Origin of the sequence: Dactylosporangium roseum, from assembly GCF_025264685.1 — a bacterium.
Taxonomy (GTDB): domain Bacteria; phylum Actinomycetota; class Actinomycetes; order Mycobacteriales; family Micromonosporaceae; genus Dactylosporangium; species Dactylosporangium roseum.
This window is the reverse complement of sequence record NZ_CP073721.1, coordinates 741,708-754,619: the sequence shown is the minus strand read 5'-3', so window position 1 is coordinate 754,619 and position 12,912 is coordinate 741,708. Positions and strand designations below refer to the sequence as shown.

The window sequence follows — 12,912 nt, the reverse complement described above, 5'->3', positions numbered from 1 at the left end:
CATGACCGAACTCACCAGCACCGCCCACACCGTCCTGACCGCCACCGCCCCGTTCGACCTGGCCTGCTCGCTGCGCGCGATCAAAGGCTTCACGCCCAGTTCCGGCGACCAGGTCATTGCCGACGGTCGGGTCCGCAAGGCGTTCCGGCACCCGACCGACCCGGCCCGCGCCGTCGTGGCCGAGGTCGTCGGGCGCGACGACGGGGTGCCCGGGGTCGGGCTGACCGTGTTCAGCGACGAGTCGCTCGGCCCGTTCGAGGTGGCCGCCGTCGCCGGGTGGGTCGCACAGTGGCTCAGCCTCGGCGACGACCGGTCCGAGTTCCTCGCGGTCGCCCGCGCCGACCCGGCGATGGGCCGGGTCCTGGCCGTGGCCGGCGGGCTGCACCAGGTCCGGTTCGCGTCGCTGGCGGAGGGCGCGACATTTTTCACACTGACGCAGCGCTCGACGCAGTGGTTCGCGACCGCCCGCAAGCGCCGCCTGGTCGACGACCACGGCCCCCGCTGCGTCCTCGACCACAAGGTCCTCACCGCATTTCCCGACCTGTCGCTGCTGACGTCCATGGCCCCCGACCATCTCCTGCCGTATGCCGGGAGCCGGGCCCGCGCCGAGCGCCTCACGACGGTGCTGGCCGGCATCGCCGAGTTGGACGAGCAGTGGCTGCGCACCGGGCCGTATGAGGAGGCGCGTGCCGCCCTGCTGGCGGTCCGGGGCATCGGCACGTTCACCGCCCACGCGCTACTCCCGCGGGTCCTGGGGCGTCCCGACGCGGTGCCGCTGGAGCTGGCCCAGTTCCGCAAGGTGGCTCTGGACCTGTACGGCGAGCCGACCCCGACACCGGCCGAGCTCCGATCCAGGTATGGGCCGTGGATCGGCTGGTGGGCCTACACCAGCCGGACCGCCCTCAGTTGGCTGGACCAGGACGAGAAGGCTCTCCAACGTTCCCTGGCGCGAGCAGCCGCCTGACCCGGACCCGGCTGCCGGGCCGGCCGTCGGTGAGCGGCGGCCCCGCGGCCAGTCCGGCCGGTTGATCGGCCGGTTGATCGGATTGCAGGGAGCGGCCGACGGAGCAGGCCCTCCAGGGCTTGTCGTAGCCGAGCGCCCTGCTCAGGGGATCGGCGGAGAGGACGTCGTTTCGTGTTCTTCTGCCCGGTCGGGCCAGCGGATCAGCGCCGGGTCGCGCAGCATGGTGCGGACCTGCGGCGCGTTCCGAGCCGTGCCGCTCAAATTTCATGATCATGGGAAAGATATGGCTGCCCCGATAGCCACATCCTTCCCATGACCATGGAGTTGCCCGGCCTGGAACGGCGCCGTCCCGAGGCCGGTGGCGACCACGAGCGGCAGACGCCCGCCCGCACGGCTGTGCGTCACCTTAGGCTCCCTTGAAGGTCGCCTTCTCCTTGCGCACGAACGCCGCGGTCGCATTGTGGTGGTCGTCGGTGCGGCCGCAGGCGGCCTGTGCCTCCGCCTCGACCCGCAGCGCGTCGGTCAGCGACCCGGAGGCGCCGGCGACGAGCTCACGCTTGATCTGGCCGTATGCGACGGTGGGGCCGGCGGCGAGCCGCTCGGCCAGCTCCAGCGCGGCCGGCAGCACCTGCTCGTCGTCGTCCACGAGCCGGGAAAGCATGCCCAGCCGGTGCGCCGTCGCCGAGTCGACCGGCTCGGCCAGCAGGAGCAGCTCGGTCGCCTTGGCGTAGCCGACCAGGCGGGGCAGCGCCCACGAGACGCCGGTGTCACCGGCGAGGCCGACGTTCGCGAATGCCATGAGAAACCCGGTCTTCGGGCCGCCGACGCGGAAGTCGGCCAGCAGCGCGAGCGACGCGCCGGCGCCCGCCGCCATCCCGCGCACGGCGGCGACGACCGGCTTGGGCATGCCCGCGATCAGCTCGGCCACCGGGTTGTAGTGCTCGGTCACGGTCGACAGCGACGAGCCCTCGCCGGACTCCAGCGAGGCGACGTGCTCACGCAGGTCCTGCCCGACGCAGAACGCGCGTCCGGCGCCGGTGAGGACCACAGCCCGCACCGACGGATCGTCGGAAAGCTCTTCCAACGATGCTCGCAGCGCCACCTTCAACGCGACGTCGAGCGCGTTGAGGGCGTCCGGGCGGTTGAGCGTCAGCGTGGCGACGCCGGTGTCGGAACGGTCGACGAGCAGCACGTCAGTCATGGCGGGTACCCCTTCTCACACACTCAGGCAGTGGTCAACGTATCGGTCGGCGGCCGGGCGGAGGCGACTGGCGTGCCGGTCGAAGAAGATCGCGGCCGTGCTACCTGCCCAGTTCTCCGGCAGCAGTTCGGCCGGCAGTTGCGGGTCGCGGAACAGGAACGCCCGCCAGGCATGGACGAGCGTGAACCGCACCGCGTAGGCCCGCTCGTCGGACGTGCCCGGGCCGATGCTCGCGACCAGCGGGGTGAGCCGATCGACGAACTCGCGGTAGGCGGCGGCGATGGCGGTCAGGTCCCAGGCGCGCTCGACCAACCCGGCGGTGCCGGCCGTGCCGCCGACGTGGGCGGCGCGGAACCGGTCGAACCGGACGCCGGCCTCGGTGAGCAGCGCGTCCACCCCCTCGCCCGGGCGCGGAGCGATCCAGGTCGAGCCGTCGATCGAGCCGTAGCCGAGGAATCCGAGATTCGCGACAAGTCTCGCCCGCGCGCCACGATGCTGCGGCGGTTCGAGCATGATGAGATCGAAGTGCCCGTCCCATCCGTGCCCGTTGCCGGTGCGGTAGATGCGGGCACCGGCCGCGTCCAGGCGCCGTGCCGCCTTGGGGGTGATGCCGTAGCCGGGGCCGGTCGGTAAGCGTAAAGGGTGAAGCCAGCCCTGCCGGACCATCCGCGACACCGCGGTGCGCACCGCCGGGGCGGCGATGCCGAGGGGAGCGAGCAGGCGCACGAGAGCCGCGACGGCGGCACGCCCACCGCGTGGGCGAAGGTGGTCGCCATAGAGGTCGAAGAGGGCGGACCGGGCCTGCATGGCCGCTTATTGTGACAGTTGACCGGCATTTTCCGCCAGGAGTTGTCACAAGGTTCGCGTCCCGGTTTGGGTCTTGGGGCCATCATCAGGGAAAATCATCGGTTGGTGCGTTCGTCACGGAGCCAACGGGTCTTGGTCGGGCCCCGTGAGCAGGCGCGCGCACATGCGGGACGGCTGTGCCACCTGGTGTCTGGGACACCAGGAAGCGAAGGGAGACAACATGGCGGCCATGAAGCCGCGGACGGGCGACGGTCCGCTGGAGGTCACCAAGGAGGGCCGCGGCATCGTCATGCGGGTCCCGCTTGAGGGCGGTGGGCGGCTTGTCGTCGAGATGACCAAAGATGAGGCCAACGAGCTCAGTGAGGCGTTGAAGACCGCCACCGGCTGAGTCTTCCCACTTGAGGTGTGTCGGAGTGGCCCCGGGTGGTCGCTCCCTTCAGTGTGCGCTCTGCAATGGGGGTTTTCTTGCTGGACATCAGGTTCGCCGCAGCCCGTAGCACCTCCGCCGCGGTGGCTGTCGTCGTGCCGTCCGGCGAGCCCACCACGGCGGTCTCACTGCTCGGCTCGGTTCCGAAGCTCCGATTCGGCCCGGCCGACCTGGACGAGTGCACGGCGTTCCTGGAGGACGTCGGGCACTCCGGGTCGGCCGGCTCCGTGCACAGCCTGCCCCGCCCTGGCCGGCAGCCGGCGCGGCTGCTGTTCGTGGGGATCGGCGACGGCGACGAGGCCGGCTGGCGCTCGGCGGGGGCGGCACTCGCCAAGTCGGCGCGTTCCGAGCCGGCCCTGATCGTGGTGGCACCGGTTGAGCTGCCGCCCGCCGCTGTGCGCGGTCTGGCTGAGGGGCTGTGGCTGGCGTCGTACCGCTACGAGCTGTCGACCTCGTCACCGGCCGAGCTTCGACGCGTCACGGTGGTGCTGGACGCCTCCGGGGAGCACGCCGAGGCACTGGAGCGGGCCCGGGCGGTCGCGGTGTCGACGATGCTGGCCCGGGATCTGACCAACACACCCGGTGACCGGAAGACCCCGGCGTGGTTCGCGAGGCGGGTCGAGAAGGCCGCCTCCGGGGTGCCGCAGCTTACCGTGTCGGTTCGTGACCCGGCAGCCCTCGCCGAGCAGGGCTTCAACGCGATCCTGGCGGTCGGGCGAGGCTCGACGCGCGGGCCGCGGCTGGTCGAGATGTCCTGGCGACCGCGCGGGGCGCGGCGGCACGTCGTGCTGATCGGCAAGGGCATCACGTTCGACACCGGCGGCATCTGCATCAAGCCGCTGTCCGGGATGAAGCTCATGCGCAAGGACATGGGCGGGGCGGCCGCGGTGGTCGGTGCGACCCTGGCCGCGGCCGCGATGCGGCTCCCGCTGCGGATCACCGCTCTGGCACCGCTGGCCGAGAACGCGATCGGCGCCGACGCGATGCGCCCCGGCGACGTGATCCAGCACTACGGCGGCATCACGAGCGAGGTCCTCAACACCGACGCCGAAGGGCGGCTGGTGCTCGGCGACGTGATGGCCTACGCGGTGCGGCGGCTCCGGCCGGACGTCATCGTCGACCTGGCCACGCTGACCGGTGCGCAGGGTGTGGCCCTGGGCAAGCGCACCGCGGCGATGTACAGCCACAGCGACACCCTGGCCGAGGAGTTCACCGGCGCGGCGGCGGCCGCGGGTGAGGCGGTCTGGCGGATGCCGTTGCTCGACGACTACGCCGAGGAGTTGGACGGCGGCATCGCCGACCTGGTCAACTCGACCGACATCGGCGCCGGCTCCCTGCTGGCGGCCCTGTATCTGCGCGAGTTCACCGGCGCCTTGCGCAACGACTGGGTCCACTTCGACATGTCGTCACCCGCCTGGGCCGATTCGGCAGACGGCGAGCTGACGAAGGGCGCGACCGGCTGGGGCGTGCGGACGCTGACCCGCTGGCTGGAGTCCGCGTCCGCGTAGGGCGTCGCAGCGGGGATCGACCGCCGCTGGCCGTCGCCGGCTGAACCGGCCCCAGGTGGTGCCCAGGGCCGGTCCGATGCGGACGCAGGCGGGGCGTGGCCCTCCCGGTGATGTCGGTCGGGCCGCGCGGCCGGTGGACCAGCGCCTGTTTCATAGCTGGGATCGAGGCGAGGCGGAGTCCGAACGTTCGCTGGGTGCGCGCCGGTCTTGTCCGGATACCGGTGTTGTATCCGGACAAGACCGGCGCAGCCCGGCCTCGGCTGTGCAACAGGCGCTAGAGGATCGTCCAGGTGTCGCCGCTGTTGAGCAACGCGCTGAGCTCTTCCTCCGGGGTGCCCTTCGCCTTGGACTTCGCCGCCTCGAGCTGGGCGTGGACCAGGTCGTCGTAGGCGGGGCGGTCGACCGAGCGGAACACGCCGATCGGCGTGTTGCGCAGGTCGAGGCCGGGCAGCCGGGACAGGGCGAACGCATACGCCGGCTCGGAGACCGTCTGGTCGTGCACCACGATCTCGTCGGGGCTCACCGATGCGGTCGGCACCACCGAGAGGCCGAAGCCGCCCGGCGGGTGGGTGACCGCCCACTCGCCGTCCTTGCCGAACGTGATCGGCTGGCCGTGCTCGAGCCGGATGATGGAGTCGTCGCGGGTGCCCGCGTCCTTCAGGACCTCGAAGGCACCGTCGTTGAAGATGTTGCAGTTCTGATAGATCTCGACGAAGGCCGAGCCGCGGTGCTCGGCGGCGGCGCGCAGGACCGACTGCAGGTGCTTGCGGTCGGAGTCGATGGTCCGGGCCACGAAGCTGGCCTCGGCGCCCAGCGCCAGCGAGATCGGGTTGAACGGCGAGTCGGCCGAGCCGACCGGCGTCGACTTCGTGATCTTGCCGAGCTCCGAGGTCGGCGAGTACTGCCCCTTGGTCAGGCCGTAGATCTTGTTGTTGAACAGCAGGATCTTCAGGTTGACATTGCGGCGCAGGGCGTGGATCAGGTGATTGCCACCGATGGACAGCGCGTCGCCGTCGCCGGTGACGACCCAGACCGACAGGTCGGGGCGGGACACCGACAGGCCGCTCGCGATCGCCGGCGCGCGGCCGTGGATCGAGTGCATGCCGTAGGTGTTCATGTAGTACGGGAACCGCGAGGAGCAGCCGATCCCGGAGACGAAGACGATCCGTTCACGCGGAATGTTGAGCTCGGGCATGAACGACTGGACGGCGGCCAGGATCGCGTAGTCCCCGCAGCCGGGGCACCAGCGGACCTCCTGGTCGGACTTGAAGTCCTTGGCCGTCAGCTTCAGCGCGACAGGGGTGTCAGGCATTCTTGACCACTTCCTCGAGCACGCCTTCCAGTTCGGCGGCGGTGAACGGCAGTCCGCGGACCTGGTTGTAGGCGATCGCGTCGACCAGGAACCTCGACCGGATCACCCCGGCGAGCTGACCGAGGTTCATCTCCGGGATGACCACCTTGTCGTACGACTTGAGCACGTCACCGAGGTTCTTCGGCATCGGCGACAGGTGCCGTAGGTGCGCCTGCGCGATCGGCAGGCCGCGCTGGCGCAGTGCGCGGGCGGCGGCGCCGATGGGCCCGAAGGTCGAGCCCCAGCCGAGCACGAGGACGCGGGCGGTCCCGTCGGGATCCTCGACCTCGACGTCGGGCACCTCGATGTTCTCGATCCTGGCGGCGCGGGTGCGGACCATGAAGTCGTGGTTGGCCGGATCGTACGAGATGTCTCCGGTCTTGTCGGCCTTCTCCAGGCCGCCGATGCGGTGCTCCAGCCCGGGCGTGCCCGGGACGGCCCACGGACGGGCCAGGGTCTGCGGGTCGCGCAGATACGGCAGGAAGGTCTTGCCGTCCTCGGCGTTGGGCGCGGTGGCGAACTCCACACGCAGGGACGGCAGCTCGGCGACCTCCGGCAGCCGCCACGGCTCGGAGCCGTTGGCGATGTAACCGTCGGACAGCAGGATCACCGGGGTGCGGTAGGTCAGCGCGATGCGTGCCGCCTCCAGCGCGGTGGTGAAGCAGTCGGCGGGTGAGCGCGGGGCGAGCACCGCGACCGGCGCCTCGCCGTGCCGGCCGAACAGCGCCATGTTGAGGTCGGCCTGCTCGGTCTTGGTCGGCATGCCGGTCGACGGGCCGGCGCGCTGCACGTCGATGATCACCAGCGGCAGCTCCAGCGCCACGGCGAGGGAGATCGTCTCGCCCTTGAGGGCGACACCCGGACCCGACGTGGTGGTGACGCCGAGCGCGCCGCCGTAGGAGGCGCCGAGCGCCACGCCGATCGCGGCGATCTCGTCCTCGGCCTGCACGGTGGTCACGCCGAACTTCTTGTGCTTCGACAGCTCGTGGAGGATGTCGGAGGCCGGGGTGATCGGATAGGCACCGAGGAAGACGGGCAACTCGGCTCGTACACCCGCGGCGACGATGCCCAACGCGAGCGCGGCGTTGCCGGTGATGTTGCGGTAGTTGCCCGGCACCATGCGGGCCGGCTTCACCTCGTAACGGACGGCGAAGTTCTCGGTGGTCTCGCCGAAGTTCCAGCCGGCCTTGAAGGCGGTGACGTTGGCGGCGGCCAGCTCGGGGCGGGCGGCGAACTTGCGCTCGAGGAAGCTCAGCGTCGACTCGTGCGGGCGGGAGTACATCCACGAGAGCAGGCCGAGCGCGAACATGTTCTTCGCCCGCTCGGCGTCCTTCTTGGAGATCTGGAACGACTCGAGCGCCTTCACGGTCATCGAGGTCAGCCCGACCTCGGCGACCGACCAGCCGTCGAGGGAGCCGTCTTCGAGCGGGTTGGTCGCGTAACCGACCTTGGCCAGGTTGCGGGTGGTGAACTCGTCGGTGTTGACGATGATCGCGGCACCCTTCGGCAGGTCGGCCAGGTTGGCCTTCAGCGCCGCCGGGTTCATGGCCACGAGCACGTTCGGGGCGTCACCGGGGGTGAGGATGTCGAAGTCGGCGAAGTGCACCTGGAAGCTCGAGACGCCCGGCAGCGTGCCGGCGGGAGCCCGGATCTCGGCGGGAAAGTTCGGCAACGTCGAGATGTCATTGCCGAGCTGGGCGGTCTCCGAGGTGAACCGGTCTCCGGTGAGCTGCATACCGTCACCGGAGTCGCCAGCGAACCTGATGACCACTCGATCCAGTTGGCGGACCTGCTTGGTCACGTGAGCTGACCTCCCTGTTGAACCGGCGGGGCGGGGGTTGGAGCTTACCTACATCCAGAGGGTACGTCGGCCGGGGCCTCTCGCCTGCGACACAGGTCTCTGGTGTGGGGCGGATCCCGCTGCTTCACCACCGCATCGTTCGCCGGCACGGTGCGCGGGTCGTTCCATCAGCATATTTCGGGCGGACGGGCGGGTGTCAAAGGGCGACCGGGCGAACCGGCCGCCCTTTCGGACACATCCCTACCGGTCGCGGTCCTCGTCATGGAGTTCGTCACGGGACCGGAAGCCCGAGCCGGCGACCGGACCCGGCGGCAGGCGCGGCAGGGTGAGCGCGCGGGGAATCGGCGGCCGCGGCGCCAACAGCGGCATGCGCTCCTGGCCGACGCCGCCCGCGGGCACGAGCACCACGTCCTCGACCTCGTCGGCGGACAGCTCGTCACGGTCGTCGCGCATGCGCCGGCGCAGCGAGAACACGACCAGGAAGCCCAGCAGCGCGGCCAGCCCGATGACGCCGACGACGAACGGCGCGCTGGACAGGCGGCCGGCGGAGAGCAGGTTGCCGCCGGAGCCGTCGTCCGCTTTTCCACCGGCCGCGGCCGGAGCGACCAGCGGCGCCGCGGGCGCGTCGGTGGGCAGCGGCGACTCGCCGGCGACCGGCGGCGCGCTGATCCGGTAGTCGGCGCGCGACTCGATGGTGTCCCGGCCGACCGGGGTCAGGTAGCCGTGGACGGTGCCGGTCAGCGGCAGCTCCACCCGCGCCTCGGCGCTGACCGTCAGGCCGAACCCGGCTGTGATCTCCTTGCCGGCCGCGACGTCGCCGAACTCGCAACGGTGGCGGTTGTTCTCGAGCTTGCGGTGGGTGCGGCAGACGGACGGGAACGAGGTGAGGTCGACACCGGCCGGGGTGACCAGCTCAACGGCGCCGAAGCCCTTGACGGCGCCGGTGTTGCGGAGTTTGACCTGTATCTGGGCGGTCTGGGCCTGCGGGGTGGCCACGGCGGGCAGTTGCGGCTGGGAGGCGGACAGCGCGATGCCCGGCGTCGGCGGCTGGCTCTTGAAGACGATCGCGAAGTTGCGGGTCGTGTCCGGGGCACCGGTGACGGAGGCGGTCACGGAGCCGTTACCCGGCAGCTTCCAGACACCCGGGTCGACGTTGACCTTGACGACGACCCGGCCGACCGCGCGCTCGCCGAGGCCGCAGCGGAAGCTCAGCGCGCCGTTGTTCACCTGGCAGCCGTCGGTCCCGTACGCCCCGGTGGCCTGGGTCCCGCTGGGGAAGACGTAGTAGCCGGTGACGGTGTCGTCGCCGACGTTGCGGCCGACGTTCTGCACCACGATGACCAGCTCGGCCGCGCCGTCGCCCCGCCAGTAGGCGTCGCCGACCTCGACGTCGCTGACGGACATCTTGAAGGCGTGGACGACCACCGGTAACTGCGGCCCCTGGGTGGTCGGTCCGGAGGTCGGGGCATCCGACGTGGGCGCCTGGGTGGTGGGCTCCTCGGTCACCGGGGGAGCCGAGGTCGGGACCTCCGCCGGGGGCGGGCTCGACTCGCCCCCTCCCGGCTCCGCGTGCGCCGGAGCGGCGAAGACCAGGGAGCAGACGGTTGACAAGACGATGAGGGAGCCGGCACGCAGCCGCCACCGGGTGGGGTGGCCCGCGGGTGCTTCCATAAGGGGTGTCCTTCTGGTCGCGTCTCAATGACGGCCGGGGGCACTTCATTGCACTCCGGCAAGAAAGCCCATTATCTATAGAGCTTCGGATTTTCGGCATGTCGGAGATCGTGATGACGCGTGTACGGTACGTATTGTGAGTGGATACCTGGGCGGCTATGCGACGCTCGGCCTCCTGCTGCTGGTGGGAGCCGCGGTGTTCGTCGCCGCGTTCACGGCCAACCGGGTGCTGGGTCCACGCCGGATACCCGAGAGCAGCGCCGCTCAGAGCGGCAAGTACGACACCTATGAGTGCGGACTCGACCCGGTCGGCGGAGACTGGGCACAGGCACAGATTCGCTACTACGTGTATGCATATTTGTACGCGTTGTTCGCGGTCGAGAGCGTCTTCCTCTTCCCGTGGGCGGTGGTGTTCGACCGGCCGGGATACGGTGCGGCGGTCGTCATCGAGATGGCGGTCTTCGTCGCCGTGCTGGCGCTCGGCATTCTCTACGCGTGGCGCAAGAACATCCTGAGGTGGACGTAGACCGCCATCCGCGACAATGGCACCGGGGTCGACTCCGGACGATGTCGGCCCCGGCGCTCAGGCCAGCCCACGACGGGACACCGCGGGCTGGCGGTCGCCCCGGATCGCGGCCACCGTGTCGAGGACCCGGCGGGTCTCCTTCACCTGGTGCGCGCGGAACACCCGGGCGCCCAGCCACGCCGACACCGCGGTCGCCGCGAGCGTGCCCTCCAGCCGTTCCCCGACCGGCAGGTCGAGCGTCTCGCCGATGAAGTCCTTGTTCGACAGCGCGACCAGCACGGGCCAGCCGGTCGCGGTCAGCTCGCCCAGGCGGTTGGTGATGGCCAGCGAGTGGCGGGTGTTCTTGCCGAAGTCGTGCGCCGGGTCGATGAGGATGCCGTCGCGGCGCACCCCCAGGGCGACGGCCCGTTCCGCCAGGGACGTCACGGTCCGTACGACATCTTCGACCGGATCCTGGAACGCGACCCGGTGGGGACGGGTGCGCGGGTTCAGCCCGCCCGCGTGGGAACACACCAGTCCCGCGCCGGTCTCGGCGGCCACCTCGGCCAGGGCCGGATCGGCGCCGGCCCAGGTGTCGTTGATCAGGTCGGCGCCCGCCGCGACGACCTCCCGGGCCACCTCGGCCCGCCAGGTGTCGATCGAGATGACCACGTCGGGGAAGCACTGCCGGACCGCCCGCACCGTCGGCAGCGTCCGGCGCAGTTCCTCGGCCGCGTCGACCGTGTTGCCCGGGCCGGCCTTCACACCACCGATGTCGATGATGTCCGCGCCCTCGGCGACCGCGTTCTCGACCGCCCGCAGCGCGGCGTCCTCGGCGAATGTGGCGCCCCGGTCGAAGAACGAGTCGGGTGTACGGTTCACGATCGCCATCACCGCATAGTCGCCGTCCGCGAACTGCCTGCCGCCCAGCCGAAACATCGTTGATGGCCTCCACGTTTCCTTCAGATGGGTGTGCCGGGGTCGCCCAGGCCCATTCAGCGTGCCACGATTCCCCCTATGGCTGAGTTCCTCCTGGTGTTGATCGCCGCTGTGGTCGTCGGGGCCATCGGGTTCGGCGTGTCGCTGTTGATCACCGGTGACGACCCGGGGATCGAAGGACATGAGCCCGACGGACGCGCGGTGCCCCTGCCGTCGTCGCGCCCGCTGGTCGAGGGCGACGTGGGACAACTGCGGTTCGACACCGCGATCCGGGGTTACCGGATGTCCCAGGTGGACACGGCGCTGCGGCGGGCCGGCTACGACATCGGTTACAAGGAGGAGCTGATCCAGGTCCTGGAGGCGGAGATCAAGGCGCTCCGCGAGGCCCGCACCGAGGACGCCGACGCGTTGCGCGACGCGCGCGAGGCGGCCGTGTCAGGCGCTGGCGGGACAGCGGTGGTCGACCGAGCCGAAAAAGCCGAGAAATTCGATAAGTCCGACAAGGAGGGCAGGGCGGATGAAGCAGCCAATTCCGACGAGCCCGCGGCGGACGACCGGCCGGACGCCGACGGCAACCGCTGGGGCGTCTCCGCCGACGACTCCTGGGGTCACCCGTCCCCGGTGGTGAAGTGACCTATAGCGACGCGGAACGGCCGGGCACCGGCGAGGTCACCGCCACGGTGATCGTCGACGCACGGGCCGAGGTCGTCTTCGCCGCACTCGTCGACTGGCCGCGGCAGGGCGAGTGGATCCCGTTCACGAAGGTCCGCGTGCTGTCCGGCGACGGGGGCGAGGGCAGCCAGATCGAGGCGGTCACCCAGGTCGGCCCCGCGGTCCTGCGTGACCTCATGCGGGTGGTGAAGCTCGACCCGCCGTTCGAGGTGCGCGTCGTGCACCACGGCAAGGTGCTGCGCGGCCCCGGCGTCCTGCGCTGCACGCCGCTGGGCGCCGACCGGACCCAGGTGGTCTGGCACGAGTGGTTCCACCTGCCGGCCGGCCCGGCGGGCAAGGTCGCCTGGCCGCTGCTGTGGCCGGGCTCCAAGGCCGGCCTGACCGGCGCGCTGCGCCGCTTCGCCCGCATGGTGGAGAACGGCGAGCTGTCGTAGGCCCGGCGCACCCGGAGCGAAAATGTCGTAGCCGCGGAGTAGGTTCCGAAGCATGGGTGATGTGGTCGTCGGCGCCGACGGGCTGGCGAGATGCGGGTGGGCGGGTTCGACGCCCGACTATCTCGAGTATCACGACTCCGAATGGGGTCGGCCGATCCGGGACGACAACGGGCTGTATGAGCGGCTGACGCTTGAGGCGTTTCAGTCGGGCCTGGCGTGGATCACCATTCTGCGCAAGCGCCCCGCGTTCCGGGCCGCCTTCGCCGGCTTCGAGATCGAAAAGGTCGCCGCGTTCGGCGAATCCGACGTCGACCGGCTGCTCGCCGACGCGGGCATCGTGCGCAACCGGGCGAAGATCGAGGCCGCGATCGCCAACGCCCGCGCGGCGGCCGAGCTGCCCGGCGGGATCGCTGCCCTCCTGTGGTCGTTCGCGCCCGCGCCGCCCCGGCCGCGACCTGCGGATTTCTCCGCCGTTCCGGCGACGACCACGGAATCGAAGGCACTGGCGAAAGAGCTGAAACGCCGCGGGTTCCGGTTCGTCGGCCCGACCACCGCCTATGCCCTCATGCAGGCCACCGGCATGGTCAACGATCATGTCGCCTCTTGTTTTGTGCAGCTCGAGCAGCCATGAT

13 protein-coding genes are annotated in these 12,912 nt (G+C 70.7%); 7 read left to right on the top strand and 6 right to left on the bottom strand.

The features are described 5' to 3' along the window. Position 1 precedes the first annotated feature (1 nt). The gene (locus Drose_RS03440) at positions 2–964 is read left to right on the top strand and encodes a DNA-3-methyladenine glycosylase family protein (RefSeq protein ID WP_260726705.1); all 963 of its coding nucleotides are present in this window, start codon (positions 2–4) and stop codon (positions 962–964) included. Between the two features lie 406 nt (positions 965–1,370). Here Drose_RS03440 and Drose_RS03435 read toward each other — a convergent pair whose 3' ends face one another. Together Drose_RS03435 and Drose_RS03430 are read right to left on the bottom strand one after the other, a co-directional pair. Further along, positions 1,371–2,165: an enoyl-CoA hydratase-related protein gene (locus Drose_RS03435; protein WP_260726704.1), complete on the bottom strand. Its 795-nt coding sequence runs from the start codon at positions 2,163–2,165 to the stop codon at positions 1,371–1,373. A 15-nt stretch (positions 2,166–2,180) separates the two neighbouring features. Further along, positions 2,181–2,972, bottom strand: a complete 792-nt coding sequence (locus tag Drose_RS03430; protein WP_260726703.1) for a PaaX family transcriptional regulator — start codon at positions 2,970–2,972, stop codon at positions 2,181–2,183. A gap of 220 nt (positions 2,973–3,192) precedes the next feature. On the opposite strand from Drose_RS03430, the gene Drose_RS03425 reads away from it, so the two are divergent. Together Drose_RS03425 and Drose_RS03420 are read left to right on the top strand one after the other, a co-directional pair. Beyond that, entirely contained in the window at positions 3,193–3,360 is a 168-nt protein-coding gene (locus Drose_RS03425; protein ID WP_081971220.1) for a DUF3117 domain-containing protein, read from the top strand. Positions 3,361–3,437: 77 nt separating this feature from the next. Further along, positions 3,438–4,907 (top strand): leucyl aminopeptidase family protein, encoded by a 1,470-nt coding sequence (locus Drose_RS03420; protein ID WP_260726702.1) that lies wholly within the window; start codon positions 3,438–3,440, stop codon positions 4,905–4,907. Between the two features lie 274 nt (positions 4,908–5,181). Here Drose_RS03420 and Drose_RS03415 read toward each other — a convergent pair whose 3' ends face one another. From Drose_RS03415 to Drose_RS03405, 3 genes are all read right to left on the bottom strand, one after another. After that, entirely contained in the window at positions 5,182–6,219 is a 1,038-nt protein-coding gene (locus Drose_RS03415; RefSeq protein ID WP_260726701.1) for a 2-oxoacid:ferredoxin oxidoreductase subunit beta, read from the bottom strand. Continuing rightward, positions 6,212–8,059, bottom strand: a complete 1,848-nt coding sequence (locus Drose_RS03410) for a 2-oxoacid:acceptor oxidoreductase subunit alpha (protein ID WP_260726700.1) — start codon at positions 8,057–8,059, stop codon at positions 6,212–6,214. Before Drose_RS03410 ends, Drose_RS03415 begins: the two co-directional genes overlap by 8 nt. A 240-nt stretch (positions 8,060–8,299) precedes the next feature. After that, the gene (locus Drose_RS03405) at positions 8,300–9,730 is read right to left on the bottom strand and encodes a hypothetical protein (protein WP_260726699.1); all 1,431 of its coding nucleotides are present in this window, start codon (positions 9,728–9,730) and stop codon (positions 8,300–8,302) included. Between the two features lie 136 nt (positions 9,731–9,866). Here Drose_RS03405 and Drose_RS03400 point away from each other — a divergent pair, with 136 nt between their 5' ends. Continuing rightward, positions 9,867–10,256, top strand: a complete 390-nt coding sequence (locus tag Drose_RS03400) for an NADH-quinone oxidoreductase subunit A (protein WP_260726698.1) — start codon at positions 9,867–9,869, stop codon at positions 10,254–10,256. A 57-nt stretch (positions 10,257–10,313) separates the two neighbouring features. Here the strand turns inward: Drose_RS03400 and folP are convergent, their stop codons facing one another. Further along, a complete protein-coding gene (gene folP, locus Drose_RS03395) occupies positions 10,314–11,174 on the bottom strand; it encodes a dihydropteroate synthase (protein WP_260726697.1) in 861 nt (286 codons plus the stop codon). A 78-nt stretch (positions 11,175–11,252) separates the two neighbouring features. Between folP and Drose_RS03390 the strand changes: the two genes are divergently transcribed. The 3 genes from Drose_RS03390 to Drose_RS03380 are packed head-to-tail and all read left to right on the top strand — an operon-like array spanning position 11,253 to position 12,911. Beyond that, complete coding sequence (locus Drose_RS03390) at positions 11,253–11,807, top strand: DivIVA domain-containing protein (protein ID WP_260726696.1); 555 nt, start codon at positions 11,253–11,255, stop codon at positions 11,805–11,807. Further along, a complete protein-coding gene (locus Drose_RS03385) occupies positions 11,804–12,280 on the top strand; it encodes an SRPBCC family protein (protein WP_260726695.1) in 477 nt (158 codons plus the stop codon). Before Drose_RS03390 ends, Drose_RS03385 begins: the two co-directional genes overlap by 4 nt. A 52-nt stretch (positions 12,281–12,332) precedes the next feature. Then, complete coding sequence (locus Drose_RS03380; RefSeq protein ID WP_260726694.1) at positions 12,333–12,911, top strand: DNA-3-methyladenine glycosylase I; 579 nt, start codon at positions 12,333–12,335, stop codon at positions 12,909–12,911. Position 12,912: the final 1 nt, after the last annotated feature.